The sequence below is a fragment of the Sorangium sp. So ce1335 genome, assembly GCF_051521615.1.
GTDB lineage: Bacteria > Myxococcota_A > Polyangia > Polyangiales > Polyangiaceae > Sorangium.
In genome coordinates this window covers 3,689,397-3,715,647 of sequence record NZ_CP150363.1, presented here as the reverse complement: position 1 = coordinate 3,715,647, position 26,251 = coordinate 3,689,397, and the positions used below count along the sequence as shown (strand labels likewise).

Here is a 26,251-nt window from a genome sequence, read left to right as displayed (position 1 = left end):
TGCCCCAGGACAGATCCGTCGGATCGCTCGCCCCCCCTCAGCCCTTCCTGGCCGTCTCCCAGGCGTCCAGCAGCTCGCGCGCGGCGCGCAGCGGGCTGAGCGCGCCCGCCTCGACGAGGCCCTCCAGCCCGGGCATCCGCTCGCGTACGGCGGCGCTGCGCAGGAACGCCTCCCGCAGGTGCCCCTCGATCAGCTCGAAGAGCCACCGCCGCGCCTGCGCCGCCCGGCGGCGCCCGAGCCAGCCGCCGGCCTGCATGTGCGCGCGGTGGCGCAGCACGATGTCCCACGCCTCGCGGACGCCGCGGTTCTCCTGCGCCGAGCAGACCCCGACCACCGGCGTCCAGCCGTGCGGCGCCGGCGGGAACAGGTGCAGCGCATTCTCGTAATCGCGCCGCGCCCGCGCCGCCCGGTCGGCATTCCCGCCGTCGGCCTTGTTGATGATCACGAGATCGACAAGCTCCATGATCCCCCGCTTCACGCCCTGGAGCTCGTCGCCGGCCCCCGGGAGCATCAGGAGCAGGAAGCAATCGGTCATGTCGGCGACGGCGACCTCGGACTGGCCGACACCGACGGTCTCGACGAGGATGTTGCGGTATCCGGCCGCCTCGCAGAGCAAGATCGCCTGGCGCGTCGCCCGCGCCACCCCGCCGAGCGAGCCGCCCGACGGCGAGGGGCGGATGAACGCCCGCGGCTCGCTGGCCAGCCGCGGCATGCGGGTCTTGTCGCCGAGGATGCTCCCGCCGCGGACAGGGCTGCTCGGATCGACGGCGAGCACGGCGACCGTCTCCGCCCGCTCGCGCACGAGGTGGACGCCGAGGGCGTCGACGAACGTGCTCTTGCCGACGCCGGGCACGCCGGTGATGCCGAGGCGCACGGCGCCGCCGCCGTGCGGCGACGCGTGCGGTAACACGTGCGGTAAACAGAGCTCCAGGACCTCCTCGGCGAGCTCCTGGTGGCGCGGGAGCGCGCTCTCGGCCAGCGTGATGGCGCGGGCGAGCGCCGCGCGATCGCCCGCGACGAGCCCGTCGACGAGCTGCCTCGGGCTCGGCCTCAACCCTTCTGCGCCTCCTGCGCGCCGAGCCGCTCGATCAGCGCGCGGACGATCCGCGCCGCCGCGTCGGGGATGACCGTCCCCGGCCCGAAGACGCCGGCGACGCCGCGCTCCTCGAGCGCCCGGTAGTCCTGCGGCGGGATCACGCCGCCCGCGACGACGAGGATGTCCCCGCGGCCGGCCTCCCCGAGCGCCTCGATGAGCTGGGGCACGAGCGTCTTGTGCCCGCCCGCGAGCGAGGAGACGCCGACGACGTGGACGTCGTTCTCGACGGCGTGGCGGGCCACCTCGTCCGGGGTCTGGAAGAGAGGGCCGATGTCGACGTCGAACCCGAGATCGGCAAAGGCGGTGGCGATCACCTTCATGCCCCTGTCGTGGCCGTCCTGACCCATCTTGGCGACGAGGATGCGCGGGCGGCGGCCCTCGAGCGCGGCGAACTCCTGGACGAGCGCCTCCACGTCGCGGCCCGCCCCGGCCTCGCGGATCTCCGCGCCGTACACGCCGCTCACCGTGCGCACCGGGGCCTCGTAGCGGCCGAAGACGCGCTCCAGCGCGTCCGAGATCTCCCCGAGCGTCGCGCGGCGGCGCGCGGCATCGACGGCGAGCGAGAGCAGGTTCCCCTCCCCCGTCTCGGCGCAGCGGGTGAGCGCGGCCAGCGCCTCGCCCACCGCGGCCTCCGCGCGGGCGGCCTTCACCTCGCCGAGGCGCGCGATCTGCTTTTCCCGAACCGCCGTGTTGTCGACCTCGCGCAGCTCGAGCGGCGCCTCCTTCTCCAGCCGGTAGGCGTTGACGCCGACGATGACGTCAAGGCCCGCGTCGATGCGGGCCTGCTTGCGGGCCGCCGCCTCCTCGATGCGCATCTTGGGCAGGCCGTCCTCGATGGCCTTGACCATGCCGCCGAGCGACTCGACCTCCTGGATGAACTGCCACGCTGCCCGCGCCAGCCTGTCCGTGAGCCGCTCGACGTGGTGAGAGCCGCCCCACGGGTCGATCACCCGGCAAACGTCGGTCTCGCGCTGCAGGAAGAGCTGCGTGTCGCGCGCGACCTTGGCCGAGAAATCCGAGGGGAGCGCCAGCGCCTCGTCGAGCGCGTTCGTGTGCAGCGACTGGGTGCCGCCGAGCACGGCAGCGAGCGCCTCGATGGCCGTGCGCGTGACGTTGTTGAACGGGTCCTGCTCGGTGAGGCTCCAGCCCGACGTCTGGCAGTGGGTGCGCAGCGCCATCGTCTTCGGGTTCTTCGGGTGAAAGCCCTTCACGATCTTCGCCCACAAAAGCCGCGCGGCCCGCAGCTTGGCGATCTCGGTGAAGTGGTCCATGCCGATGCCGAAGAAGAAAGAGAACCGCCCGGCGAAATCGTCGATGTCCAGGCCGGCCGCGATCCCGGCGCGCAGGTACTCGAGGCCGTCGGCGAGCGTGTAGGCGAGCTCCAGCTCGGCCGTCGCGCCGGCCTCCTGCATGTGATAGCCGCTGATGCTGATCGAGTTGAACCTCGGCATCTTCTCCGCCGTGTAACGGAAGATGTCGGAGACGATCCGCATCGAGGGCGCGGGCGGGTAGATATAGGTGTTCCGGACCATGAACTCCTTGAGGATGTCGTTCTGGATGGTCCCGGAGAGCAGCTCGGACCGCACCCCCTGCTCCTCGGCCGCGACGACGTAGAACGCCATGATCGGCAGCACCGCGCCGTTCATCGTCATCGACACGCTCATCCTGTCGAGCGGGATCTGGTCGAAGAGGATCTTCATGTCCTCCACGGTGTCGATGGCGACGCCGGCCTTCCCCACGTCGCCGACGACGCGCGGGTGGTCCGAGTCGTAGCCGCGGTGGGTCGCGAGGTCGAAGGCGACAGAGAGCCCCGTCTGCCCGGCGGCCAGGTTGCGCCGGTAAAACGCGTTCGACTCCTCGGCGGTCGAATACCCGGCGTACTGGCGGAGGGTCCACGGGCGGACCACGTACATGCTCGTGTACGGCCCGCGCAGGAATGGCGGGATGCCCGCCGAGAAGCCGAGGTGCTCGGGAGGCGCGGCGTCCGCGGGCGCCGCGTCCGCGCGCGGCGCGCCCGGCGCCGGGAGCTCCGCCGCCGGGTCGATCTCCCGGAGGGCCGCGCGCGCGAGGCTCTGCGCGAGCTGCTCGACAGCCCAGCAGCCGGCGGCGGGGTCCTCGGCGGCGTTGAAGCGCGCCTCCTCGCGGAGGATGACGCGCGCGTTGCCGAGCAGGCGCTCGGGCGGCGCGATGACGACCTCGTCCGCGCCGCCGGCGACGGCCGCCATCATCGCGACGATGCCGCGGAGGAGGTTCTTGTGCGGCTCGTCGCCGGGCACGGCCGCCGAGGGGACGACGGCGGTGACCGTCGCGCCCGGCCGCAGGCGCTCGGAGAGCAGGCGCGCGGCGCGCAGGCGGGCTATCTCGAGGAAGTAGCTCGTGCCCATCGTGAAGCGCAGCTCCGCCGCGCCGCCCCGGAGCTCGGCCACCAGCGAGGCCACCAGGGGCCCGCCGGCCGCCGCCGGGAGCGCGGGGCTGTCCGCCGCGAAGATCGGCGGCACGAGGAGCCCCTCGGCGCTCGCCCAGGCGAGGTCGTCCGCCGTCTTCCCCTTGAGATCGCGCTGGAGCGCCTGCTTCCACGCCCCGAGCGCCACGGGCGCGAACTCGGCGAAGAGCGCCTCATTCATGGGACTGCACCACCTCGACGAGGACCCCGAACGGCGCGTCCTCGCGCGACCTCGGGTGCACGAAGAAGATCGTCGTCCCGCGGGAGCCGGGCCGGGGCGCCGCGTCGATGATGCGAAAGCCCTTCGCCTTCAGGTCGTCGAAGGCGGCCTGGACGTCGCGGACCCGGTAGGCGACGTGGGCGAAGCCCCCTCGCCCGCCGTTCTTCTCGATGAGCTTCTGCACGGGGGACGCGGAGGACAAGGGCTCGAGGAGCTGGACGTGGTTGTCGCTGTCGCCGATGCGGAGCATCACCTCGCGGACCTGATCCGTGCCGAGGACCTCCTCGCGGTGCACCTCGCGGAACCCGAGCATCTCGTACGCCTTCACCTGCTCGTCGAGCTGCCCGGCAGGGACGGCCATCGCGATGTGGTCGATGAAGAGAAAACCGGGAATCTGATCCTTCATGCGCTCTCCTGGCTCCGGAGCGGAGCGCCAGCACTGAAAAAGCAGAACGCCCCCGAAAAGCCAAGCTTCCCCGAGCTCACCGGACCCGCCACGCCGGGTGCTCGTCGCCGACAGCGGGCGCCTCCACGAGGCCGTTCTCCACGGCCCCGTCGTCGCTCTCCGGCTCGCACAGGTACACGGCGATCGCGCCGTGCGGCTGGTCCGTGTCGACCCGGGACCACCCCTCCGGCGCCCGCCGGGCCTCCTCGCGCCACGTCACGGCGACCTCGCCGACCCGCGCCGCCTCCAGGATCGCGCGGCCGCCCTCGGCGCCGAGCGACGCCACCCGCGCGACCTCGACGTCGTGGACGCCCTCGGCCGGCGCCACGCGGAGCCCGTGCCGGCGCAGCGCCTCGGCGAGCGCCGGGGGCACCAGGTAGGCCCGCGGCCTGTCGACGACGGTGGTCCCGACGAACCGCGCGTGGTGCGGGATCGTCAGCGTGACGGGCGCGCCGTCGAAGGTCCGGGGGCTGCGCGTGAGGACGTCGATCGGGGCGCCTGTCGGCTCGAGCCGGTACCGGACCGCGACGCGCTCCGGGGGCCGGGCGCTCGCGGCGACCACCTCGCGGATGGCGTCGGCGTGGGCGGCCGCCCACGCGAGCGTCTCGATCTGCCACGCCGAGGCAGTTTGCACCCGCTCCTCGAACGGCAGGTAGCTGTAGCACTCGAGGAGCAGGTCGAGCCGGTTCGTGAGCCCGCGGTAGTTGGAGCCGAACCGCGGGTGGTGTGGGTAGGTCATCCACCCGAGTCCGACGGGCGAGGCCGGGTCGACCTCTCCGTTCGCGTCGAGGACGCGCTCGTCCTCGACGAAGTTGCCGTACCAGCCGCTCTCGAACCCGCGCTTCCGGACCGCGGCGATGACGTCGGGGACGAGGCGATCGCGCACCATCGCGATCGGCTCGGCGCGGCCGGACGCGATGGTGTGCGGCACGTCGACCGTCATGTGGAACCGGTGCACCGAGCCGTTCGTCGCGTGGTTGTCGATCGTGAGATCGGGCGCCCAGGGGACGCACACGCGCTCCTGGAGCAGGCGCATCTCGGGCGCGGCCTGGCGCAGGTAATCGCGGTTCAGGTTGATGCCCTGGCCCTGGGTGCGCGTGCCGACGACCGGCCCCGGCTGGCCCGTGAGCTTCTTCAGGTCGAGCCGGCGGTTCTGCGGATCGAGCGCGTCGTTGCCGTCCGGATTGAACAGCGGCACGACGAGGAGCACGAGCGCATCGAGCCAGTCGTCGGGGTGCCGGCCGTCGAGGAGGTCGCGGACGAGCGCGAGGCTCGCCTCCTTGCCCTCCACCTCGCCGGGGTGGATGCCGTCGAGCATCAGCACCACGGGGCGCCCGGCGCGGCGCGCATCGGCCGGGGAGCGCACGCCGTCCCGCGACAGCACGAGCAGCGGCAGCTCGCGTCCGCCGGGGCTCGTCCCGAAGGTCGTCACGTGGAGGCGCGGGTCGTCGCGGGCCTCGAGCGCGCGCACGAACCGCATCACGTCCGCGTGCAGGGAGGTCTCACGGAAACCGGTGGCTTCGGCGCGGGTGAGCAGCATGAGCCCGACTTCTACCGCGCGGGCCGCAGCGCGGACAGCCACCGGCGCCGGCGGCGCGCCCCGAGCCGCTGTCGAGCTCGGCGGGCGCGGCGGTCGACCGGGCTTTGCACGGCCGCGCGCGCGGCGCGGCGGGCCCGGCGCGCTCGCGCTCCGCGCGCGGGATTCGTGGGAAGAGCACGCGCGCGTGCTCGTTCCACGAGCTAGGGTAAGGGCGTGGGCACCCTCTTTGCGCGCGTCGCGCGTCACGGGGCCCGCGAGGGATCAAGATGAGCACCACAGAAACCAGGTCGATCACCCGTGAGCTGAAGCTCCACGCGACGCTGCTCGGAGGCTTCGTCGCGCTCCTCTGGGCCATCGAGATCCTCGACTTCCTGCTCTTCCGCGGTTCGCTCGACGCGCTCGGGATCCGTCCTCGCACGGCGCCGGGCCTCGTCGGCATCGCGCTCGCGCCGCTGCTCCACGGCGGCTTCGCCCACCTCGCGGCGAACACGGTCCCGTTCCTCGCGCTCGGCTGGCTGATCATGCTCCGCAGGACGAGCGACCTCGTCCTCGTGACGCTCCTCTCGGCCCTCGTGGGCGGGCTCGGCGTCTGGCTCATCGGCTCGCCCTCGTCCGTTCACGTGGGCGCGAGCGGCGTCATCTTCGGCTATTTCGGCTTCCTGCTCCTCCGCGGGTGGTTCGAGCGGAGCGCCGTCTCCATCGCGCTCTCCGTGGTCGTCGGCCTCTTCTACGGCGGGATGATCTGGGGCGTGCTCCCCACGCGGATGGGAATCTCCTGGGAGGGCCACCTGTTCGGCTTCCTCGGCGGCGTCCTCGCGGCGCGCCTGCTCGCGGGCCGCCTGCGCGCGCGGGCCGCGGCCGCCGCGGCGGGGCGCCCGCTCGCGCAGCGCCGGCCGCGCGGATGAGCGCGCCTGCGCCGCCGCGCGCGGGCGCGCATCCCACGCGCGTTCGCGCTCGCTCGACCGCGGTCCCCGCGGTTCGCCTTTCTGTCATGACCCAGGAGGAGCGGCTCGCCGCGGTGCATCGCGACCTCGAGGCGTGCCGCGCCTGCCCGAAGATGATCGGCCCTGCCGTCCACGGTCCGGCCGTTCCGAGCCGCATCCTGCTCATCGGCCAGGCGCCCGGCGCGCGCGAGGGCAGCTTCGGCCGGCCGTTCGCGTGGACGGCGGGCCGCACGCTGTTCCGCTGGTTCGAGGGGGCGCTCGGCGTCGGCGAGGAGGAGCTCCGGCGGCGCGTCTACATGTCGGCCGTCGCGCGCTGCTTCCCGGGGAAGGCAAAGGGCGGCGGCGATCGGAAGCCGGATCCCGAGGAGATCCTGCGCTGCCGGACGCACCTCGCGCGGGAGGTCGAGATCCTGGAGCCGCGGCTGATCCTGCCCGTGGGCGGCCTCGCGGTGGAGCAGGTGCTCGGCCACAGGGGGCCGCTCGCCGGCGTGATCGGCGAGGTGCGCCGCGCGCGCTACCACGGCGTCGACGCCGACGTGATCTGCCTGCCGCACCCGAGCGGCGCGTCGAGCTGGCACAAGACCGAGCCGGGGATCTCGCTGCTCGGCCGCGCGCTCCGCCTGATCGCGGAGCACCCGGAGGCCGTGCGCACGTTCGCCGGCGCCTCGCCCGCGCACGCCCGCGGCGCCTGAGCCCCGCGCTCCACACACCGCCGTCGCTGCGCGCACCGGAGCTGGGAACCCCGCCGCAGAACGGATTGTCATTCTGGCAAGATGAGCCATTCTGCAGGTCGAGGGCGTGTCCACTTTGGCAGAGCGGCACCGGGATCCTCTGCGGTCCCTGCGATCAGACCAGCGGCTTGCTGCTGGCATGACGCTCGCATTGACCGGAGAGGTCACGAGGACGCTCGCGGCGCCGGACATCGCCGGACGCGCGCGGCGAGCGGTCGCTGGACAACGAGGCAGGTAGCACCATGATGAAGACTCTCCGGAAGTTGAACGAAGGCAGCCTCCTCCAGCGCACGCTGCTGCATATCGCCGTGTTCGTCCTCGGCTCGGCGAGCGTCGTCACGCTGGCGAGCGTGCTGCTCGTGTCGACAGCGAAGGCGGTGCTGCCGTCTCACGACACGACGGAGGCCGACGCCGACGCCGACGCCGACAAGGCCGATCAGGAGGAGAAGGGGTCGGACACCGACTCGAGCTCGCCCGAGGCCGCTGCGGGCGCCGCCGGCGCGCAGGGCAAGCCGAGGGCGCTCGCGCGCCTCGGCAGCCGCCGCGAGAGCGCCGTCGCGCGGTGACCGCGGCGCCGCGGCGACGGCGCCAGCGGTCTCCGGTTCGGCGACGGCCCCGAGCGGCGCTCGATGGCCGCCCACCTGGGCGTTGGCGCGCGGTAGCACCGCGTCACGGCCACCGCGGTTCCCCGGATTCGATTCAGCGCGATGCCTGGCGATGGAGCTCTGCGGTCTGACCGGCCCGACTGGCCGAGCATGAATCTCGTGATTCTCCTCATCGCCCACGCCACGATCGCGGTCTCCTTCCAGACATCCTCCCTGCATCGGTACGCCTCCCATCGGAGGTTCACGTGTCGAAGCCGTGGAGCGAGCTTTTCCTCTTCTTCGTGAGAAGCGTGAGGACGAGGGAAAGCCTCGCGTCCGCAGGCATCCGCAAAATCGGCACGCCACACGGACTTCTGTGGTGTGCCCTCGCCGTTCTTCTGCTACCTTTCGGCTTCAACAGCGAAACTGTGGGAGCTACCGCCTGGCCCCGTCGGCCACGAGCGGCAAGCACGGTCGTCGCCGGACGATCAAGGCAACGCTCCGCTCCGATGAGGCGTCTCCGCTTTCGGAGCAGGATGAGGCGTGGGTGGTCGCGGAGGTCGAGGCCGATCTCGGGATCGGCGCTCGCTGTGTTCGGGGTGCGGGCGGACGGCCTCTTTCGCTGGGCTCGCCCTGCTACGGAATCGTGAACCCGTCGTGAAGAGACAAATCGATATGCTGACAACGTCCATGCCTGTAGTCCAGAAGCCTGTCATCTCCGACCTGCTCCTCGGCACCGCTGCCCGCCTCAGCTTCCGCGCGACGTCGCGCGACCGGAGCGGCTCGGCGCTCGGCGTGCTCGTCGATGCGTCCGGCGCGCTTCACCACCTCATGATCGCCGCGGGGAGCGCGGAGGGCACCTGGACGCTCACCAGCGCGCTGCCCGCGGGGATCAAGCCCATCCTGCTGTACGAGAGCGCCGCCAACGTGCTGCGCGGCGGGAAGCTGGGCGAGGACGGGAACATCTCGTATCAAGGAGCGCTGTACACGATCGAGCCGTCGCTCGACGGCAGTACGCGTACAGCGAGGGTGAGCGGCAGCGCCTGATCGGGCAACGCGCTTGTCGCAGCCCAGTGGCCGGCCGCGGTCGTCCTGTCGTGCTCCGAAGCGCGCGTCTCGGCCGAGCTCGTGTTCGACAAAGGGCTCGTGTTCGACGCGCCTCGGTTGCGGTGCTCAGAAGTACTGACCGAGGCTCTCCTTCGTGAAGGGCTGCAGCTCCGAGGTGCGGCCGGTCTTGATCTTCTCCACCCAGGCAGGGTCGTTGAGGAGCGATCGCCCGACGGCGACGAGATCGAAGTCCCCGCGCTCGAAGCGGCCCACGAGCTCACCGAGCCCCCGCGGCGCCGAGCCCTCGCCGGCGAAGGCCGCCATGAAATCGCCGGACAGGCCGACGGAGCCCACGGTGATCGTCGGCTTGCCGGTGATCTTCTTCGCCCACCCGGCGGCGTTGAGATCCGAGCCGGCAAACTCGGGCTCCCAGTAATGTCGCTGCGACATGTGGAACATGTCGGCGCCCGCCTCTGCCAGGGGCAAGAGCCACTCCTCCATCTCCTGCGGCGTCCTCGCGTTCTTGTGATCGTAGGCGCCGATCTTCCACTGCGAGAGGCGGAGGATCACCACCATCTCCGGCCCGACGGCGTCTCGCACCGACTGGAGGACCTCCACGGCGAAGCGATTCCGCGCGCCGATGGTCTTTCCTCCGTACTCGTCCGTTCGCTGGTTCGTCACCTCGTAGAAGAACTGATCGATGAGGTAGCCGTGAGCGCCGTGGAGCTCGACCGCATCGAAGCCGAGGCGCTTCGCGTCGGCCGCCGCCTGGCCGAACGCGCGCACGGTGGCCTGCACGTCGTCGCGGGACATGTTCGCCGGGCCCTCCAGCGCTGCGGGCTGCTCGTTGCCGTTCGGATTCCGGTGCGCGAGGCCGACGTGCCAGAGCTGAGGGGCCATCTTTCCCCCTCCCTCGTGCACGGCGTCGATGACCTGCTTCCAGCCGGCCAGCGCCCGTTCGCCGTAGAAGTGCGGGACGTCGCGGAGATGAAGCTTGCCGGGGCGCTCGACGACCGTCCCTTCCGACAGGATCAGCCCGACGCCGCCGGCAGCGCGCCGCGCGTAGTAGGCGACGTTCGGCTCGCCGGGCACGTTCCCCGGCGAGCGCTGGCGCGTCATGGGCGCCATGACAAACCGGTTCTTCAGCGTCAGCCCCTTGAGCTGGAATGGCCTGAACAGCGCGCTGACGCCCTCGTTCGTCTCCGGATCCTGATCCGTCATCTCTCTGTCCCTTCTCCGGTCCCGTGCCGATCGCCCGCGGGATCGCGCCGCGACCGGCAGCACCTTGGCACGCCGATCGACGCGCTGCAGGTGCCGGCGGCTCGATCCGCGGCGACCGCGCGCCCGTGAGGCAGGCGGGGACAGCCCGGCGACGCAGGGAGCGCTCCACGGGATCGCCCCTCGCGCGGGAGGGGTGATCCCGCCGATCGCCTCCCGCCGGGGAGGGGCGATCCCGCCGATCGCCCCGGGGCCCCCTGGATCTCCGCGAAACATCGCGGAAGCCTCTGCGACCCGGGCGTGCGCGCCGCGCTGCCCGTGTGGAACGCCCCCTGCAATTGCCCCTCGGCGAGCGGGTGCGCCGGGACGCAGGGCGCACCGCAACGACGAGGAGGCGATCATGGCTCGCAAGAACGCGGTGGGTGGTCTGTCGCTGGCGCTCGGGTGGACCCTGCTGGTGGGGGGGTGTCTTGTCGCGGAGGGCGAGATGGCGCCGACCGAGGACAGCGTCGATGACGCGGATGCTGTCGTCGTCTCCAGCATCACCGAGGGGGAGTACGTCATCCGATCGGTCGCCACGAGCAAGTGCCTCGACGTGCCCTCGTCCAGCAAGGCCGACGGGACGCGCATGCAGCAGTGGACCTGCAACGGCACCAACGCGCAGAAATTCCGCATCTCCCCGGCCGGGGACGGCTACTGGAAGATCGTCAACGTCAACAGCGACAAGGCGCTCGACGTGCGCGACGTGAGCACCGCGCCGAACGCGATCATTCAACAGTGGGGTTACAGCGGCGGCGCCAACCAGCAGTGGAAGTTCGTGAGCCGCGGGGGCAACGAGTTCAGCATCCACGCGCGCCACAGCGATCAGGTCGTCGACCTCGCGTGGGGCCGCGCCGCGGACGGGACGGACATCCTCCAGTATCCCTACCAGGGCACCAGCAACCAGCGATGGGTCCTCGACAAGGTGAGCGGCGGGACCTCGCCCGGAGGCGGGCGCACGCTCAAGATCATCAACAACTGCACGGCGCCGATCTGGATTGCCCACTCGAGCAACGTCGCGGGCCCGCAGAACGTCAAGCTCACCCGGGGCGCCGCGTACACGTACGATGTGCCCGAGGCCGGCATCAGCGCGACGCGCTTCTGGCCGAAGACCGGCTGTGACGAGAGCGGCCGCAACTGCACGACGGGCGACAGCGTGGCGCCCTGCCCGGCCGGCGGCTGCCAGCCGCCCTTCGAGTCGAAGTTCGAGGCGACCTTCGCGGCCAGGGGGAGCTCGGCCCAGACCTGGTACAACCTCAGCCAGGTGGACGGATACACCTTGCCGTTCAAGGTGGTGCCGAAGGGCCAGGGCGCCGAGCAGGGGAGCTGTATCACCTCGGATTGCTCCGGGCTGTCGCTGGACCAGTGCCCCGGCGACGAGGATCTCGGCAACGGCCAGTTCCCCGCGTACGCGCACCAGGACCTCCGGGTGCGCGACAGGAACGGCGTCGTCGTCGCCTGCATGGCGCCCTGCAAGAAGTGGAATTACCCGGCGCCGTGGGGCCTGGGCCAGCCGGAGAGCGCCGATCCGGGGCTGCACCTCTGCTGCCCGACGCCGATCGATCCGGCCACGGGCCAGTGCACGGCGGCCAACGGGTGCATGACGTCGGAGGCGTGCCGGAACACCGCGGACCCGCGGAGCGTGGAGCACACGGACTACGTGATGCGGATGCACCGGATGTGCCCCACGGCGTACAGCTATGCTTACGACGACGCCGCCGGACTCCACGCCTGCTCGTCGGAGACGAGCTTCGAGGTCACGTTCTGCCCGTGAGCCGCGCCTGACCGAGGCTACGGCGCGACGCGGAGCGTCCGCGACGCGATGAGCGCCCGGCAGAGGGCGATCCGGTCGTCCAGGTCGAGCCCGGGGAGCTCGCGCACGTAGAAGATGCCGTGCGCTTCGATGAAGCGCAGCGCGGGCTCGCCCCAGGCGTCGACGCGGACGAGCACCGTCTCGCCGTCGACGAGCTCCGCCTTGCCGTCGTTCAGCCGGACCGACACCTCGCGGTCCCGGATCACGCGCCGCGGGCCGCACACGGACGCCGCGTCGTCCCACACCTCGGGCGGCGGCTCGCCGTAAAGGGCGCTGTACGCGGCCGCGAACTCGTCCCACGTCGCCTCGCGGACCGGGTGCGCGGCCGGCGCGTTGCCGGGCGCGTGGTGCAGGAAGCGGCCGAAGAAGCGCTCGCAGAAGTCGGCGTACTCGATCGTGAAGAGGACGAACTGGTGCCAGGCCTCGTCGACGCGCAGCGAGAACATCGGATAGGCGCGGGTGCGGTCGGACTCGACGAGCCACAGGTAGCGCGCGAGCTCGCGGAACAGCGCCTCGGCCTCGCGCTCGGTGGCCACGGTCTTGTTCATGAGCAGCTTGTCGATCACGAAGGGCGCCCGGTAGGCGAAGAGATCGGGCCGCCTGCGCGCGCCCGGCGCGCTCGACGTGCTCGGCGTGGACGATTCCGTCTGCGTGGGTTGCATGGGTCAGTTCTCCTGGGCTTCGAGGGGCTGAAAGGTCCCCCAGTCGACGAGCGCGCGGGCGAGCGCGAGCTGCTCCGCCTCGGCGAGACCGGGGATGTCGCGGGGGCGGAGCTCGACGGCGGACGCGAGGGCGCGGAGCGCTGGCGCGGCCCACGCCTCGACGCGGAGCAGGGGCTGGGCGCGCTCGCCGCAGCGCGCGAGGAGCTCGGCGCGGCCCGCGCTCGACGCGACGTCGAGGTCCACGCCGGGCCACCGGCGCGCGAGGGCCGTGTGCGCGCCGAGGTCCTCGGTCCGGCCGAGCGCGCGGGCGGCGCGCCGCCGCGTGCCGGCGTCGCCGCGGGCGTGGAGGCGCGCGAGGAGCGCGGCGGCCGGCGGGCCCCGCCGCGCGAGGGCGTCGATCTGCGCCCGGCGCACGCACTCCCGCTCGTGCGCGAGGAGCGCCGCCGACAGGGCGTCTTCTGCCTCGGCCTCCGCGGAGGCCCGCGGCGCCGGGGGGCTCAGCCCCTCGATGGGGCCGACTTGCTCCTCGATCACGGGGCCGTCGTGAGGCCCGAACAGGTGCAGCGAGATGGACCACCGCCGGGTCGGGTTCCGCGGGTCGTGGATGCACGGTCCGTGGATGTGGCCGACCCGCCCGGCCTCCGCGGAGAACAGGCGCCTTGGCACGAGCCGCCGCGCGCGCGCCGTCGCGTCCCAGTCGAAGGTCGCGACGTCGAGCGCGTTGTGGAACACCGCGGTGACCGTCCAGTCCGAGTGCTCGTGCGCGCCGGCAGCGCGCCCGGGGCGCCAGTAGGCGAACGCGATGCGGACGCCGAGCTCGGGGACGACGTGGCACGGCGCGAGGTCCGGCGCGCCGTCGCGCCGCGCGATCTCCAGGGCGAGGAGCTCGAGCGGGAGCTCGTCGTCCGAGAGCCCGGCCCGGACCGCGCCCTCGACCGCGCGGACGAGATCGCGCGGCGGCCGCTCGCGGTCCTCGGCGCGCGGGAAGCCGAGCTGCCCGAAGAGGGCGGTGAGCTCGGCGAGCCTCACGGCGCGATCCGGAGCACGTCGCCCTTCACGAGCGGACGGCAGAGCGCCACGCGATCGCTGTCCCCGAGGCCGGGGAGCTCGCGGACGTAGAAGTGATCGCAGTCGACGATGAACTGGAGCGCGTCCTTCGCCCACGCGTCGATGCGCACGAGGGTGCGCGGCGGCTCCAGCGACCACACGAGCTCTGCCCTCCCCTGCTCGACGCGCACGAAGATGGGGCGGCCGAACTTGACGCGGATGAGGCGCGTGTCTGGCGTCACGGCGAGCTCGTCCCGCCACGCGTCCGAGATGGGCCCGAAGAGCGCCTCGTACTCGGCGCGGTACTCGGCGAAGGACAGCTCCGGGCGCGCTCCGAGCTCGCCGCGAGGGGCCGTGTTGGCGGTGTGGTGGACGAACTCGCCGAAGAAGCGGTGGCCGAAGGCCGCGTACTCCTCGGTGAAGAGGACGAACTGGTGCCAGACCTCGTCGATCCTCCTGGAGAACATGGGGACCTGTCGGGTCCGGTCCGCCCGGCAAACGAAGATGTATTTCTTCACCTCGTCGAAGAGCCGCGCCGCCTCCTCGCGGGAAGAGGCCATGCGGTCCTTGACGAGCTTGTCTTCGAGCCACGGCGCGCGGAAGGAGAGCAGCTCGGGGATCATCGACGTATCCATCGGGAACGACCGATTGCGAACTTCGTGCCGCCCGGGAGAGCTCCGCCCGGGGACCCGGCGCGAGCATCGGAGTCGCCCGGGAGGGAAGGCCGATTCCCGAGTCGCTTCCCCACTCGGGAAAGGAGTTGCCCAACGGAGGCCGCCGCAGCGCAGAGGAGTCGCCCCACGGGGGCTGGATCGGCGCAGAAACCGCGGTGGCACGACGGCTGCAATACCCCTCATCGCGCGACGTCGAGTGCGCAACTGGAAATAACCAACCGATCCACGGAGCAATCACCATGAACGAGCAGATCAAGATCGAGGGCGAGGGCGAGATCGAGCAGAAGCAGGAGACGGTCGAGGAGCGCCCTGCGCGTCTGACGGTGGAGGTCCCCACGGATCTCCAGGCCGGCACCAAGATCGTCTGCACCTGTCCGCCCGGCTGCTGCTGCTGACACGCCCGCGAGGGGCGACGGACCGCGGCCCGCGGCGCCCGGCCCCTCGAACCTGACGACACGACCGCGGAGGCCCGCGCTGCCATGAGCAGCGTCGGGCCTTTCGCGTTCTGGTGGCGCGGTACTTACAACAGACAGCGCCGCAGAGGATCAAACCGCCAAGACGCCAAGAACGCCAAGAACACCAAGAATCCCAGATGATTGAGATTTCTTGGCGTCCTTGGCGCCTTGGCGGTTCCCAGAGTCCCGCACGCTCGGCCAAAGCGCCGCACTGCTCGCGTTTTGGCCGCGAGAGCCCCCCGCGCGACGAACACCCTCTCCAGGGGCCGGGCAGCTCGGCAACTCCCCCGCTCAGGGATGCGCGATGACGACGAGCGCCGGCGCCCGCTCGAGCACCGCCCCGACGCACTCGCGGGCCGTGAGCGGATCCAGCGCCCCGAAGCTCTCGTCCAGGATGACGGCATCCGCCCGCTGGAGGAGCGCCCGCGCCAGGAACAGCCGGCTCCGCTCCCCGTGCGAGAGCTGCCACCCCGTCTCGCCCACGACCTGATCGAGCCCCGACGGCATGCGATCCAAGAGCGGCCCGAGCCCCAGCTTGCGGCACACGAGCTCCGCCTCCCGCCGGTCCTCGGGCGACGCCGGCCACGCGCGCCCCATGAGCAGGTTGAACGCCAGCGTCCCCGACAGCACGTGGTTGTCGTGGAACTGCGGCGCGCTCGCGACGCGGCCGCGCCACGCCGCGCCGCCCAGCGTCCGCCGGTCGAGCCCGCGGAGGAGCACGAGCCCCGACGCCGGCGCGTGCAGCCCCGAGAGCACGCCCGCCAGCGTCGACTTGCCGCCGCCCGAGCGCCCCTCGAGCAGCAGCCGGTCGCCCTTCGACAGGACGAGCCCGCAGTCGCGCAGCACCGGCTCGCCGCGCTCCCCCGGGTAGCGGAACGTGACGCCCCGCGCCTCCAGGATCACGTCCGACGTCGCCGGGCGCCCGAGCACGGCCTGCGGGATCCCGGGCGGCTCGCGATCGGCGGCCGCCGCGAAGAGCCGCGCGATCGAGCGCCATGAGACGGCCGCCGAGAGGAGCGCGCCGAGGCTCGTCGCCAGCGCCGCGAACGCCGCCTGCGCCTGGAGGATGCCGCCCGTCGCGACCACCAGCGGGCCGACCCCCACCCCGCCGAGGACCGCGGGGACGAGGCCGAGCAGCCCGAGCGCGAGCCACCCGCGCGCCGGCAGCGACGAGAGGAGATCGCCCACCCGGTCCATCGCGCGCGAGGCCGCGTGGTAACGCTCGAGCACCGCGTCCTCCTCGACGTGGTGCAGGTGCGGGGCCTCCTGCGCGACGCGCGTCCGGTGCCCGACGACGTTCTCCACGAAGCCGCTCGTGATCGCGAACCGCTCGCGCGTCCACGCCGCCCGCTGCCGCGCGAAGCGGCGGGCGAGCAGCCCGACCGCGAGCGCCCACCCGGCGAGCAGCGCGACGTGGAGGCCGCCGCCGGCGCCGGCGGACAGGATCGCCGCGGCGCTCGCGAGCTGCACGAGCCCAACGACCGCCCCGAGCGCGCCGCCGAGCCCCGCCGTCTCGACCGCCTCGGACTCGGAGACCATCGCGAGCAGCTCGCCCGAGCCGCGCGTCCGGATCGCGCCCGGATCCATGCGGAGCGCGCCGCAGAGCAGCCGCTGCTTCAGGAGCGCGGCCACGTCGATCGTGAGCAGCCCCCCCGCCCAGGACGCGAAGAGCTGCACGAAGATGGCCGACAGCGACAGGAGCACCCACGCGAGCAGCCACCCCGGCTCCACCGCCCCGTCGAGCGCGCCCGCGCCGATCAGCCACCACGCGAGCACCCCGAGCGCGATCTGCGCCGCGGCCGCGGCGAGGAAGGCCGCGCCCCGGCGCAGCACGCCGCGCATCGCGAGGAGGCGCCGGAAGCTCGACCCGGGGTCGGGGCGGAGCAGCCACATGCCGCCGATCGGGTTGTCCGCGACGAGCTGCGCGAGGAGCTCGGCGCGCGCCCGCGCCGCGCGCCGCGGCGAGACCCGCGCGGCCGCGAGCCACTTGTCCACGTGCGACGCGGGGCGGTCCTCCAGGTGCGCGGAGAGCGCACGGCGCACGGTCTCCAGCGGGATCCGCGCCGGCGTCAGCGCCGGCGTCAGCACCGAGAGGCCCCGCCGGCCCGCGGACACCACCGCGAGGTAGCCCTGCTCGACGCGCACGATCGCGGGGCCGAGCGACGCGATGGTGCGCGGCAGATCGGCGAAGGTGCTCTCGACCGCCTCCGCCTCGAACCCCATGCAGCCCGCGTACGCCTCGATCCACGCGGTGGGGTCGCCCTCCGGCGGCGCGCCTGGCGACGGCGCCGCGCCGCCCGCGAGCCCGCACGCGGCCGCGAGCGCGCTCATCGCGTGCCCGAGCGCCGACGGCCCCCACGCGACCGCGGCCAGCGCCGCCGCGCGCTCGGCGTCGTCCGTCGTCATACCGCCTCCTCTACGAGCCGCCCGCTCTCCATGGTCGCGCTCCGGAAGCGCCCCTTCGACCAGACGTCATCCCGCGCGCGCGCGTCCGCGTCCGCGAGCGCGCGGTAGCGGCTCCGCGGGTCGTCGAGGAGCTCGCGCGGCGCCCCGTCCTCCACGACCTTGCCCCCCTCGATCACGAGCACGCGATCGAAGCCGACCGTGTCCATCACGTCGTGGCTGACGAAGACGAGCGTCGCCCGCTTCCAGTGCTCGCGGGCGCGGGCGAGGAGCGCCCGGCGCCGCTCGCGCTCCAGCCCGCGGAACGGCTCGTCGAGGAGCACGAGGCGCGCGTCGCCCTTCATCAGCGCCCGCGCGAGGCGCACGCGCTGCCCCTGGCCCCCGGACAGCCGCGCGCCGCCCTCCCCGATCGCCGCCTGGAGCCCCTCGGGCAGGCCCTGGAGCACGTCGGTGAGCTCTGCCTGGCTCATGGCGAGCGGAACGCGCGCGAGCGCGTCGCCGGCGTGGCCGAAGGTGATGTTCTCGAGGAGCGTGCGGTTCCAGAGCTGGACGGCCGGGTCGACCCACGCCGTCCCGCGGCGGAGGCGCGCGAGCGCCGCGTCGTCGAACGGCCGCCCGTCGACGAGGACCTCCCCCCGCGACGCCCGGAGCCACCCGAGCAGCAGCGACAGGAGCGACGATTTCCCCGCGCCCGAGCTCCCCACGACGGCGACGTGCGCCCCGGCCGGGAGGCTCAGCGAGACCTCGGACAGCAGCGTGTGCCCCCCGGCCTGCACGCTGACGCCCAGGAGGTCGATCGACGTCCCGCGCGCGCCGCCCGGCGCGCCGTCGTCGCACGCCGCCGGCGCGCGGGGCAGGTCCACCTCCGGCGCCGCGAGCGGCGCGAACAGGCGCACCGACGCGTTGCGCACGTTCTTCCAGCCGAGGAGCGCGGCGACGAGCTCCTGCGCCACGACGGGCAGGCGCAGCGACCAGAACACGAGCAGCAGCAGCGCCGCGGGCGGGCCGCCCGAGGCGACGTAGCCGCCCACGATCGCGACGGCCACCGCCGTGCTCGCGAGCCCCTGGACGGCCTGCATGGCGGTGGACTGCGCGTGCACGAGCCGGCCGGTCCGCGCCCACTCGACGAGGAGCGCCTCGTGCTCGCGCCGCACCGCCCGCTCCGCGCCGTGGACGCGGATGGGCACCACGCCGAGCAGCGCGTCCAGGTAGAACCGCTCGAGCGACGCCGCGTGCGTGCGCAGGCGCATGAGGCTCTCGACGAGCGGCCGCCGCGCGAGGTACGGCGCCGCGAGGGCGACCGCCGCCGCGACGACCGAGAGCCACGCCCCGCCCGGGTAGAGCCACAGCACGCCGAGGAGCGTCGCCGCGAACGACAGCGCCGCGCGGGCGATGCGCGAGAAGAGCGCCGGCGCCTCACGCATGAGGTGCATCGCGTGGCCGCGCGCGGTCATGTCCGACGTGGGCCGGCTGCGCAGGTAGCGATCTTCGAGCCGCGGCAGCTTCTCCAGGAAGGCCGCGCGGAAGCGCACCTCGAGGGCGCGCCCGAGGCGCGAGACGGCGTGGGCGACGAACAGCTCGAGCAGCACGCCCCCGGCGGCGAAGGCGACGAGCGCGAGCAGCCCGAGCGCGCGCTGGTACTCGACCGTGACGTGCTTCACCGCGTCGAACAGCCCGCGCAGGACCACCACGTCGACGGCGGCGATCGCCGCGCTGGCCGCGAGCGCCACGCCGACGAGCGCGAGCGCGCGGCCCGCGTCGGCGCGCAGCATCCAGAAGAACAGGCGCGAGGGCGACGGCGTCGGCAGCTCGAGCTCGCGGCGGACGGGGGCCGGCAGCACCGGGGTCGCGAGCGCGCGCGGCGCCTGCTCCGCCGGCGCGACGGAGGGCGTCGCGCTGTCGCGGTAGCCCGGCGGGGGCGGCGGCGCCGCGCGCCCTGCCGGCGCCACCGCGCGCGCGGCCTCGCCGGCGGCGGTCGCGCCGGCCTCGCCGCGCGCGGCGAAGTGGACGATGACGGCGCCGTGCACGAGGAGCTTGCCCGGCGCCTTGCCCTCGGTCGCCCAGAAGAACCCCTTCGGGATGGCGCCCGGCTCCCCGGCGAGCGCGCGGCCGAAGGCGCCCTCGAGCACGCGCTGCGCCTCGCCGCCGCGCGAGATCGCGCCGCCGCGGACGAGGCGCGCCGCCATGCGCACGGCCGCGTCGAGCGCCGCGAACGACCGCCACCCCGGGTCGGCGTCGGCCCGCCGGAGGAGCGCCTCCCCCTGCGCCCCCTGCACCCCCAGGGCGCGCAGCTTCGCGCGGAGCGGCCCGAGCGAGTCCTCGGACGACACCCACCGCCGCCACCTGTCGATCGAGATCGGGATGGGGAAGTGCGGCATGTCCTCCATGAAGCGCTCGCAGCGCACCCAGCGCCGCCCGCTGCCCGGGTCGAGGATCTGCACGAGCGGCCCGAGCCTGCGCCAGACGACGACGAAGTGGAGCGCGCCGCCCGTGCCGCGCTTGACCACGATCGCGGGCAGGCAGTCGGCCTCGGGCAGGAGGAAGCTGTCGTGGGGGACCACCATCTCGGCGGTCGCGAGCCCGAGCTCCTGCCCGAGCGCGGCGAGCGCGTCGATCGACGTCCCGTCGACGTCCGTCTGGCAGCGGTCGCGGAGCCACTCGTAGTGAACGTCGATCCCGAACCCCTGGAGCACCGCCTTGAGCGCGGCGGGCCCGCAGTCCATGAGCGACGTCTGGAGCACCTCGGGCACGAGGAGCGCGCGCTTCATCGCGGGCCTCCGGGCGCGACGGCGCGCAGCAGCAGGGTCCACGGCGACACGCGCTCGACCTCGACCTCGGTCGTCCCCGGCATGCCGTGCTGCACCGGGATCGCCGCCGCGCTGTCCGGCCGCACGAGCAGCTCGACGCGGATCGCGCCGTCGACCGGCTCGCTCGCCACGTGGGAGACCTCCCCCTCGAGCATGCCGAACTGCGTCCACGCGAACCCGTCGAGGCGCATGCGCGCCCCCTGGCCGGGGACGATGCGCCCGACGGCGTCGGACGGCGCGAAGAGCGCCACCGCGTGGACGTCCTCGCCCGGGACGACCGTCGCCACGAGGTCGCCGGCCGCGAGGACGTCGCCCACCTGGAGCGCGGCGATGTTGCCCAGCTTGCCCGCGATCGGCGCGCGGATCTTCCGCCGCTCGATCTGCGCGAGCGCCGTGTGCACCGCCGCCTCGGCCGCCTTCTGCTCGGCCAGGAGGTCGCCGAGCGATCGCTCGAGCTCGGCGAGGTGCGCCGCCGCCTGCCGCTCGTCGTGGCGCCGCGCGACCGACAGCCGGTGCAGATCGGCGCGCGCCCCCTCGGCCTTGAGCACCTCGTCCGCGGCGCGAGTCCTTGCCTGGAGGTGATCGGCCGTCGACGCGAGCTGCTCCTTGTGGAGCCTCTCGGAGATGGCGCGGAGCTCCTCGCCGGTCGCGGCCGAGAGGTCGCGCTGGCGCAGGTCGATCCTGGCGCGGGCGATCGACGCCTCGGAGAGCTTCTCCTGCCACGCGCGCACCTCCTCCTCGACCGCGATCTGGCGCCGCAGCGCCTCGAGCTTCGGCGCGAGCACGGCCACGCGGGTGCGCTCCTCCTCGAGCCGCTTCTCCTCGACCGAGGCGTCGAGCTCGACGAGGACCTCGCCCTGCTCGACGTGGCGCCCGAGCGCGACCCGCACGACCGAGACGCGCCCCGGCTCGGCGGCGGCCACGCGGTGGGCCATCCGGCTGACCTCCAGGCGCGCCTTCCCGGTCGTGGCGTAGACGGAGACGCGCGCCGCGTGCATCCAGGCCGCCCAGGCGCCGAGCACGGCGAGGATCACCGCGAGGCGGATCCAGGTCCTCGTCCCGCGCTCGATCTCGAGCGACCGCATGGTGCGGAGGAACGGCGAGGCCATCTCAGCACTCCTCCAGCGCGACCTTCTTGCGGGGTCGCGCGATGCCGTACGCGTTGAGCTTGTTGGTGAGGGTGCGCCGCGACACGCCGAGCAGCTCCGCGGCGCGCGTCTGGTTCTGGCGGGTCCTGTCGAGCGCGGCGAGGATGCGGTCCCGCTCGAACGAGCGCACGTCGCCGCGGATCCCCGCGTCCGCCGGCGCGCGCGGCGCGACGAGCATCAGGTGGTCCGCCTCGATCGGCCCGCCCTTCGACATGACCACCGCGCGCTCGATCACGTGGCGCAGCTCCCGGATGTTGCCCGGCCACGGGTGCGCGAGGAGGGCGGACGTCGCCCCGGGCGTGAGCCGCGGCGCCGGGCGCTCGAGCCTCCGCGACAGGCGCGCGGCGAACAGCTCCGCGAGCGGGAGGATCTCGCACGTGCGGGCCCGGAGCGGCGGGATCCGCAGCGTGACGGCGTTGAGGCGGAAGTAGAGGTCCTGTCGGAACTCCCCCTCGGCCACCATCTGCTCGAGGTCGCGGTGGGTCGCCGCGATCACGCGCACGTCCACGCGCCGCGGGCGCGTGCTCCCCACGCGGACGATCTCGCCGTACTCCAGCGTGCGGAGGAGCTTCGCCTGCGTGCGCGGGGACAGCTCCCCGACCTCGTCGAGGAACAGGGTGCCCTCGTGGGCGGCCTCGAAGAGCCCCTCGCGGGGCGCCACCGCCCCGGTGAACGCGCCGCGCTCGTGCCCGAAGAGCTCGCTCTCGACGAGCGTCTCCGAGAGGCTCGCGCAGTTCACCTTCACGAAGCGGTCGCGCGTGTGCCGCGACATGCCGGCGATCCACTCCGCGACGACCTCTTTTCCCGTCCCCGTCTCGCCGAGGACCAGGACCGGCAGCGGCGTCGGGGCCACGGTCTCGAGGGCGTCGCGCAGGCGCCGCATCTCCGGATCGAGCGCGAGAAAACCGGGTTGACAGTCATCCATCATGAACGCTCTCCATCACGACGAAGGCGTGTGATTCAGGTCATGTTCCGTCGCGGCCAGCGCCGTACGGCCACGGCTCACCAGGGAAGGACGGGACTCTCGGAGCTCGGTCTCTCTTCTCATTCGCTGACAGACCCCGCATGGATTCGACGGAAGCCCCCGGCCTCGGCGGATCGCGCGCAGGCGTGCGCCGTCGCGCGCCGTCCGGGCGACTCCGCGCTTGCCCGGCGGGCGGTGCCGGGCTTCACCCGATGCGTCCGGTGGTGCGACGTGCCTTTGCGGCGGCGCGGCCGGCGCGTTGCGCGTGCCGCGCGCGGCGCTCGGGCCTCGCGACCGTGGCCGAGGGCAGGATCGCTCGGATCGCTCCGAAGCAAGTCGGCGGCCAACGCCTCAGCCCGCCGGCGATCGCGCTGCGCGCCGGGGAGCCCGCCGGCCTGTCGGGGCGGGCCCGCGCGACGGATCATGCAGGACCTGCGCAACCTGTCGCAACGCCGCACAACCCGCGCCGGTCCGGGTGATGTCGCTCCATGGCGCGCCCTCGCCGCCGGCGCGGCGGCGCCCTGCGCTCGCGCCGGCGCTCCGTGGCCGTGGGGTCGCGCCGCGCACCGCCTCCGGGGTGCGCGTGGATCGCGTGGGATGTCCCCGCGGTGGCCGCGCGCCGCCGCCCATCGCGGGACCTGGAGGCGCGGGCCTCCACCTGATGGCGGAAGCCATCACCAAGCGAGGGCGCGGGGCGTCGAGGTCAGGTCGGGCGGCGCTCGCCGCCGTTCGGGCTCATCGCATCACGCCGAGGGCGGTCTCGATCTGGTGGCGGAAGATGACGCCGTGGTCGTCGACGGAGTAGTCGTCGGCTTCGAGCCGGAACGTGCGCGTCGCGGTGACGTCCGCCCGGCCGCTGAAGCGGTACGGGATGACGGGAGAGGTGAACGACTCGCGCAGCAGCTGGAAGCCGAGATCGACGGGGATGCTGACGGGGACGCGGACCTGGGTCGTGCGGTCGGAAGGGAGCCACACCCCCTCGCCGTCGGCGCGGAAGTCGACAGGCATCGTGTAGCGGCCGGCGAGCACGACCTGGCCGCGGACGGCGCGCACCGCGACGTCGTACGAGTTCGGGTTGTGGACGTTGACGACCACGGTCATGAGGACGCCGAGGCTCGGCGGAAAGCCGATGCGGATCCCGGTGATCTCGGCGTGGTCGAGCTGCATCGTCGGCTTGCTGACGCAGGCGGGGCCGGCGATCGCGGTCAGCGCGAGGAGCGCGATCGCGGGCAGGCGGCGCAGGGCGGTGGTCTTCCGGGGGCTCGGCACGGCGAGAGCTTACCCGCGCCCGGCCGCCCCGTCACCTCGCAGCGCCGCGGCGGCGGGCGGCGCGAGCGCGACGGCGGCTCGCGCCGGCGGCGGTTGACGCTCCGTCGACCGGTGGGGAAACTCTCGATCGCAGCGAGGCCGGAGGCCTGCACAACCTGATTGTCCACTCGATCCTCGCCGAGCAGCACGCCGCGTCGTTCGGCTTCACCGAGGCGGAGGTCGCGGCGATCACGGGCGCCGACGCGCAGCCGGAGCGCCTCGAGGAGCTCCGGGCCTGGTACGACGGATACCTGTTCGGCGGCCAGGTGATCTACAACGTGCCGCGCGGCGAGAAGGCTCCCGACGACGCGCTGGCCCGCGAGCTGGGCGCGATGGGGCTGCTCTGAGTCAGCGCGCGCGCCGGTAGTGCATGGCGACCGCGCCGCAGCGGAGCGGCTTCGCCGAGACCAGCTCGAGCCGTCGCGTGCTGGGCAGCCCGCTCTGGTACAGGGTCGGGCCGTGACCGGCGATCCTGGGGTGGACGAGGAACTTGTACTCGTCGATCAGATCCAGTCGGTCCAGCTCGGTCGCGAGCTTGCCGCTACCGAGGAGCACGCCGGCCGGGGTCGCGTCCTTGAGCTTCTGCACGCCCGTGCGCAGGTCGCCGGCGATGTGGTGGCTGTTGGTCCACGGGAAGTCCTTTCGCGTCGACGACACCACGTACTTCGGCTTGGCCTCCAGCTTGACCGCCCAGGCGCGCATCGCCGGCGGCGCCTCCTCGTCGCCGCGGGCGACCGCCGGCCAGTAGCTCTCCATCATCTCGTAGGTGACGCGGCCCCACAGCATCGCCCCGCCCTCGTCCATGAGGCGGGTGAAGAAGGCGTGAGTCTCGTCGTCGGCGATTCCCTCCTGGTGGTCGACGCAGCCGTCCAGGGTGACGTTGATGCTGAAGGTCAAGAGTCCCATGCGGCGAGCCTAACACCCCCGGGGATGGAACGGCAGGCCGTCGCAGAGCTTGTCGCCGAGGATGTGAGCCAGGAGCGATGTCGCGACGACCAGTCGGCTTGCGCTTGCCGCCTGGCGGGCGCGACCGGCCCGTCTCGGTTGGATCCGCCGGCGCGGACGCAGCGGGCTGTCCGATCTGCTGGTTGAGCGCGTCGAGTGCCGCGAGCTTGTGGGCAAACTCGGGCTCGAGATGGGGGGCTATCGGGCGTGTTCCACGTATCCGGATGCCGCGCCCCATGCACGGCGACCTGGCGGTTCAGGCGGCGGTCAGGACGAGCGCCCGGCGACGACGGCGGTGATGGCGTCATGCACCTCCTCGAGTGTCCCGGTGCCGACCAGGAGGTGCCACGCCCGGAGCGTCGGCAGGTCGCGCATGGCCTCCACGGCGGAACGCAGGGTCGACGGCATCGGGCCGAACCGAGCCTCGTACAGCTCGATTCGATCATCGCCTGCGCCATCCCTTGCACCATCCCCTGCTTGCGTCCCTGCTCGATGAACTGCTCGACGAGCTCCGCGCGCTGCGCCTCCCCGGCGACCTCCGCGTCGGTCACGACCTTGCCAGTCGTCGTGAGCCCCTCCTGCGCGACGTCCTTTGCCAGCCGATCGAATCGGTTTCGCACGGCGGCGCAGGCAGGCGCGCAGTGCGGGCGAGATGAAAAAAAAACAGCACGCTTCGATCGCGCGGCGGGCACCGAGATCAGCGATTACCATCACCGTGGTAGATCCGTTTGGAATTCGACGTTGTCCCCGCGACCGCCCTTTTCGCCGCCAGCGCCGCCGCCTCCCATCAGGAGGACGCCCGGGTGTCCGTGGTCAGACGTCTGACCGTCCGTGGTCAGACGTCTGACCACGGCGCCTGCGGCCTTGCTCTCGCTTTCGCTTCCACACGCCGCGCCCGCGCGTTAGCCTCGCGGATCACACGCGCGGACAGGGGAGCACCGGATGGCGGGGAAGAGGGGGAAAGCGTCGGGCATTGCGGGGAAGCGAGCGCCGGCGAGCGCGGAGGCGACGCCCGCCGGCGCCGCGCTCGCGCGGGCCCGGACGGAGGCAGCGCGGGGCGGAGCCGCCGCCGAGAAGCGGGCGCACGCGCTGCTCGAGCTCATCGACCGCCGCAAGGCCCGGATCGCGGAGGACTTCTACGAGATCGGCGAGGCGCTGCGGGAGCTCCAGAGAAAGAAGCTGTATCTCGCGCTGGGGCACGCCTCGTTCGGGGACATGCTCAAGGCGCGCGCCATCATGGGGCTGACCCAGGCCAAGAAGCTCATCGGCATCGTGGCGGCGCTGCCGCGCGACAAGGCCCTGACGCTCGGGCCGGAGAAGGCCTATGCGCTCACGCGGTACACCGCGGCGACCCCCGAGGTCGATACGCCGGCGTGGCTCATCGATCAGGGAGCGACCGTCGCCGGAAAGAGCCTCGACGAGATCTCCGTCCGCGAGCTGACCGCCGAGATCGGCAAGGCGCGCGCGAACGCCGCGGGACCGAAGCGACAAGACCCCGAGGAAAAGCGCGCGCTGGCGGCGGCACGGGCGACCCAGGCGGCGCTGCGGAAGCGCGGGGCCAGGGGGGCGACCGTGGAGGCGCGCCGCGCGAAGGGCGGCTACTGGCTGCGCGTCGAGGTGCCCGTGGAGGCCGCCGCGGCGCTCCTCGGCGAGTAGCGAGCACGGGCGGGCCAGAGCGCGTCAGCGCCAGCGGATTGCGCCAGCGGAGAGCGCCAGCG

At 73.2% G+C, this 26,251-nt stretch carries 22 protein-coding genes; 7 read left to right on the top strand and 15 right to left on the bottom strand.

Going from position 1 to position 26,251, the window contains the following annotated elements; translation table 11 throughout:
• Positions 1–37: 37 nt before the first annotated feature.
• From meaB to WMF24_RS13860, 4 genes are all read right to left on the bottom strand, one after another.
• Positions 38–1,054, bottom strand: a complete 1,017-nt coding sequence (gene meaB, locus WMF24_RS13875; protein ID WP_437736870.1) for a methylmalonyl Co-A mutase-associated GTPase MeaB — start codon at positions 1,052–1,054, stop codon at positions 38–40.
• Positions 1,051–3,720 carry a methylmalonyl-CoA mutase gene (scpA, locus tag WMF24_RS13870; protein WP_437736869.1) on the bottom strand — a complete coding sequence of 890 codons (2,670 nt, stop codon included), beginning with the start codon at positions 3,718–3,720 and terminating at the stop codon, positions 1,051–1,053. Before scpA ends, meaB begins: the two co-directional genes overlap by 4 nt.
• On the bottom strand, positions 3,713–4,165 hold the full coding sequence (locus WMF24_RS13865; protein WP_437736868.1) for a VOC family protein: 453 nt from the start codon (positions 4,163–4,165) through the stop codon (positions 3,713–3,715). Before WMF24_RS13865 ends, scpA begins: the two co-directional genes overlap by 8 nt.
• 76 nt (positions 4,166–4,241) lie before the next feature.
• Positions 4,242–5,744 carry a M14 family metallopeptidase gene (locus WMF24_RS13860; RefSeq protein ID WP_437736867.1) on the bottom strand — a complete coding sequence of 501 codons (1,503 nt, stop codon included), beginning with the start codon at positions 5,742–5,744 and terminating at the stop codon, positions 4,242–4,244.
• A gap of 266 nt (positions 5,745–6,010) precedes the next feature.
• Here WMF24_RS13860 and WMF24_RS13855 point away from each other — a divergent pair, with 266 nt between their 5' ends.
• The 4 genes from WMF24_RS13855 to WMF24_RS13840 all read left to right on the top strand — a co-directional run bounded on the left by WMF24_RS13855 (position 6,011) and on the right by WMF24_RS13840 (position 9,050).
• Positions 6,011–6,649 (top strand): rhomboid family intramembrane serine protease, encoded by a 639-nt coding sequence (locus tag WMF24_RS13855; protein WP_437736866.1) that lies wholly within the window; start codon positions 6,011–6,013, stop codon positions 6,647–6,649.
• Between the two features lie 86 nt (positions 6,650–6,735).
• On the top strand, positions 6,736–7,380 hold the full coding sequence (locus WMF24_RS13850) for a uracil-DNA glycosylase family protein (protein ID WP_437736865.1): 645 nt from the start codon (positions 6,736–6,738) through the stop codon (positions 7,378–7,380).
• A 281-nt stretch (positions 7,381–7,661) separates the two neighbouring features.
• Positions 7,662–7,985, top strand: a complete 324-nt coding sequence (locus WMF24_RS13845; RefSeq protein ID WP_437736864.1) for a hypothetical protein — start codon at positions 7,662–7,664, stop codon at positions 7,983–7,985.
• 708 nt (positions 7,986–8,693) lie between these two features.
• Positions 8,694–9,050 (top strand): hypothetical protein, encoded by a 357-nt coding sequence (locus WMF24_RS13840; RefSeq protein WP_437736863.1) that lies wholly within the window; start codon positions 8,694–8,696, stop codon positions 9,048–9,050.
• Between the two features lie 126 nt (positions 9,051–9,176).
• Here the strand turns inward: WMF24_RS13840 and WMF24_RS13835 are convergent, their stop codons facing one another.
• Positions 9,177–10,271: an NADH:flavin oxidoreductase gene (locus WMF24_RS13835; protein WP_437736862.1), complete on the bottom strand. Its 1,095-nt coding sequence runs from the start codon at positions 10,269–10,271 to the stop codon at positions 9,177–9,179.
• A 397-nt stretch (positions 10,272–10,668) separates the two neighbouring features.
• Between WMF24_RS13835 and WMF24_RS13830 the strand changes: the two genes are divergently transcribed.
• Positions 10,669–12,081 carry an RICIN domain-containing protein gene (locus tag WMF24_RS13830; protein WP_437736861.1) on the top strand — a complete coding sequence of 471 codons (1,413 nt, stop codon included), beginning with the start codon at positions 10,669–10,671 and terminating at the stop codon, positions 12,079–12,081.
• A 17-nt stretch (positions 12,082–12,098) separates the two neighbouring features.
• Here WMF24_RS13830 and WMF24_RS13825 read toward each other — a convergent pair whose 3' ends face one another.
• The 3 genes from WMF24_RS13825 to WMF24_RS13815 are packed head-to-tail and all read right to left on the bottom strand — an operon-like array spanning position 12,099 to position 14,452.
• Positions 12,099–12,782: a glycine-rich domain-containing protein gene (locus WMF24_RS13825; protein WP_437736860.1), complete on the bottom strand. Its 684-nt coding sequence runs from the start codon at positions 12,780–12,782 to the stop codon at positions 12,099–12,101.
• Positions 12,783–12,785: 3 nt separating this feature from the next.
• Positions 12,786–13,811 carry a hypothetical protein gene (locus tag WMF24_RS13820; protein ID WP_437736859.1) on the bottom strand — a complete coding sequence of 342 codons (1,026 nt, stop codon included), beginning with the start codon at positions 13,809–13,811 and terminating at the stop codon, positions 12,786–12,788.
• A complete protein-coding gene (locus tag WMF24_RS13815) occupies positions 13,808–14,452 on the bottom strand; it encodes a hypothetical protein (RefSeq protein WP_437736858.1) in 645 nt (214 codons plus the stop codon). Before WMF24_RS13815 ends, WMF24_RS13820 begins: the two co-directional genes overlap by 4 nt.
• Before the next feature lie 290 nt (positions 14,453–14,742).
• Here WMF24_RS13815 and WMF24_RS13810 point away from each other — a divergent pair, with 290 nt between their 5' ends.
• Positions 14,743–14,898 carry a hypothetical protein gene (locus WMF24_RS13810; protein WP_437736857.1) on the top strand — a complete coding sequence of 52 codons (156 nt, stop codon included), beginning with the start codon at positions 14,743–14,745 and terminating at the stop codon, positions 14,896–14,898.
• Between the two features lie 351 nt (positions 14,899–15,249).
• Here the strand turns inward: WMF24_RS13810 and WMF24_RS13805 are convergent, their stop codons facing one another.
• The 7 genes from WMF24_RS13805 to WMF24_RS13775 form a co-directional block, all read right to left on the bottom strand.
• A complete protein-coding gene (locus tag WMF24_RS13805) occupies positions 15,250–17,364 on the bottom strand; it encodes an ATP-binding cassette domain-containing protein (RefSeq protein WP_437736856.1) in 2,115 nt (704 codons plus the stop codon).
• Positions 17,361–20,129, bottom strand: coding sequence for an ATP-binding cassette domain-containing protein (locus tag WMF24_RS13800; protein WP_437736855.1), 2,769 nt, complete (start codon positions 20,127–20,129; stop codon positions 17,361–17,363). Before WMF24_RS13800 ends, WMF24_RS13805 begins: the two co-directional genes overlap by 4 nt.
• Positions 20,126–21,277, bottom strand: a complete 1,152-nt coding sequence (locus WMF24_RS13795) for an HlyD family secretion protein (RefSeq protein ID WP_437736854.1) — start codon at positions 21,275–21,277, stop codon at positions 20,126–20,128. Before WMF24_RS13795 ends, WMF24_RS13800 begins: the two co-directional genes overlap by 4 nt.
• A gap of 1 nt (position 21,278) precedes the next feature.
• Positions 21,279–22,244, bottom strand: a complete 966-nt coding sequence (locus tag WMF24_RS13790) for a sigma-54 interaction domain-containing protein (protein WP_437736853.1) — start codon at positions 22,242–22,244, stop codon at positions 21,279–21,281.
• Between the two features lie 771 nt (positions 22,245–23,015).
• Entirely contained in the window at positions 23,016–23,549 is a 534-nt protein-coding gene (locus WMF24_RS13785; protein ID WP_437736852.1) for an LEA type 2 family protein, read from the bottom strand.
• A gap of 387 nt (positions 23,550–23,936) precedes the next feature.
• On the bottom strand, positions 23,937–24,494 hold the full coding sequence (locus WMF24_RS13780) for a dihydrofolate reductase family protein (RefSeq protein ID WP_437736851.1): 558 nt from the start codon (positions 24,492–24,494) through the stop codon (positions 23,937–23,939).
• A 306-nt stretch (positions 24,495–24,800) separates the two neighbouring features.
• The gene (locus WMF24_RS13775; RefSeq protein WP_437736850.1) at positions 24,801–24,941 is read right to left on the bottom strand and encodes a hypothetical protein; all 141 of its coding nucleotides are present in this window, start codon (positions 24,939–24,941) and stop codon (positions 24,801–24,803) included.
• A 534-nt stretch (positions 24,942–25,475) separates the two neighbouring features.
• Here WMF24_RS13775 and WMF24_RS13770 point away from each other — a divergent pair.
• On the top strand, positions 25,476–26,189 hold the full coding sequence (locus WMF24_RS13770; RefSeq protein ID WP_437736849.1) for a hypothetical protein: 714 nt from the start codon (positions 25,476–25,478) through the stop codon (positions 26,187–26,189).
• The last annotated feature ends 62 nt before the right edge of the window (positions 26,190–26,251 follow it).

Excerpts from the sequence above, each read along its gene's own strand:
- scpA (WP_437736869.1), bottom strand. The coding sequence starts at position 3,720 with ATGAATGAGGCGCTCTTCGCCGAGTTCGCGCCCGTGGCGCTCGGGGCG.
- WMF24_RS13865 (WP_437736868.1), bottom strand. The coding sequence starts at position 4,165 with ATGAAGGATCAGATTCCCGGTTTTCTCTTCATCGACCACATCGCGATG.
- WMF24_RS13860 (WP_437736867.1), bottom strand. The coding sequence starts at position 5,744 with ATGCTGCTCACCCGCGCCGAAGCCACCGGTTTCCGTGAGACCTCCCTG.
- WMF24_RS13855 (WP_437736866.1), top strand. The coding sequence starts at position 6,011 with ATGAGCACCACAGAAACCAGGTCGATCACCCGTGAGCTGAAGCTCCAC.
- WMF24_RS13850 (WP_437736865.1), top strand. The coding sequence starts at position 6,736 with ATGACCCAGGAGGAGCGGCTCGCCGCGGTGCATCGCGACCTCGAGGCG.
- WMF24_RS13845 (WP_437736864.1), top strand. The coding sequence starts at position 7,662 with ATGATGAAGACTCTCCGGAAGTTGAACGAAGGCAGCCTCCTCCAGCGC.
- WMF24_RS13840 (WP_437736863.1), top strand. The coding sequence starts at position 8,694 with ATGCCTGTAGTCCAGAAGCCTGTCATCTCCGACCTGCTCCTCGGCACC.
- WMF24_RS13835 (WP_437736862.1), bottom strand. The coding sequence starts at position 10,271 with ATGACGGATCAGGATCCGGAGACGAACGAGGGCGTCAGCGCGCTGTTC.
- WMF24_RS13830 (WP_437736861.1), top strand. The coding sequence starts at position 10,669 with ATGGCTCGCAAGAACGCGGTGGGTGGTCTGTCGCTGGCGCTCGGGTGG.
- WMF24_RS13825 (WP_437736860.1), bottom strand. The coding sequence starts at position 12,782 with ATGCAACCCACGCAGACGGAATCGTCCACGCCGAGCACGTCGAGCGCG.
- WMF24_RS13815 (WP_437736858.1), bottom strand. The coding sequence starts at position 14,452 with ATGATCCCCGAGCTGCTCTCCTTCCGCGCGCCGTGGCTCGAAGACAAG.
- WMF24_RS13810 (WP_437736857.1), top strand. The coding sequence starts at position 14,743 with ATGAACGAGCAGATCAAGATCGAGGGCGAGGGCGAGATCGAGCAGAAG.
- WMF24_RS13805 (WP_437736856.1), bottom strand. The coding sequence starts at position 17,364 with ATGACGACGGACGACGCCGAGCGCGCGGCGGCGCTGGCCGCGGTCGCG.
- WMF24_RS13800 (WP_437736855.1), bottom strand. The coding sequence starts at position 20,129 with ATGAAGCGCGCGCTCCTCGTGCCCGAGGTGCTCCAGACGTCGCTCATG.
- WMF24_RS13795 (WP_437736854.1), bottom strand. The coding sequence starts at position 21,277 with ATGGCCTCGCCGTTCCTCCGCACCATGCGGTCGCTCGAGATCGAGCGC.
- WMF24_RS13790 (WP_437736853.1), bottom strand. The coding sequence starts at position 22,244 with ATGATGGATGACTGTCAACCCGGTTTTCTCGCGCTCGATCCGGAGATG.
- WMF24_RS13780 (WP_437736851.1), bottom strand. The coding sequence starts at position 24,494 with ATGGGACTCTTGACCTTCAGCATCAACGTCACCCTGGACGGCTGCGTC.
- WMF24_RS13775 (WP_437736850.1), bottom strand. The coding sequence starts at position 24,941 with ATGCCGTCGACCCTGCGTTCCGCCGTGGAGGCCATGCGCGACCTGCCG.
- WMF24_RS13770 (WP_437736849.1), top strand. The coding sequence starts at position 25,476 with ATGGCGGGGAAGAGGGGGAAAGCGTCGGGCATTGCGGGGAAGCGAGCG.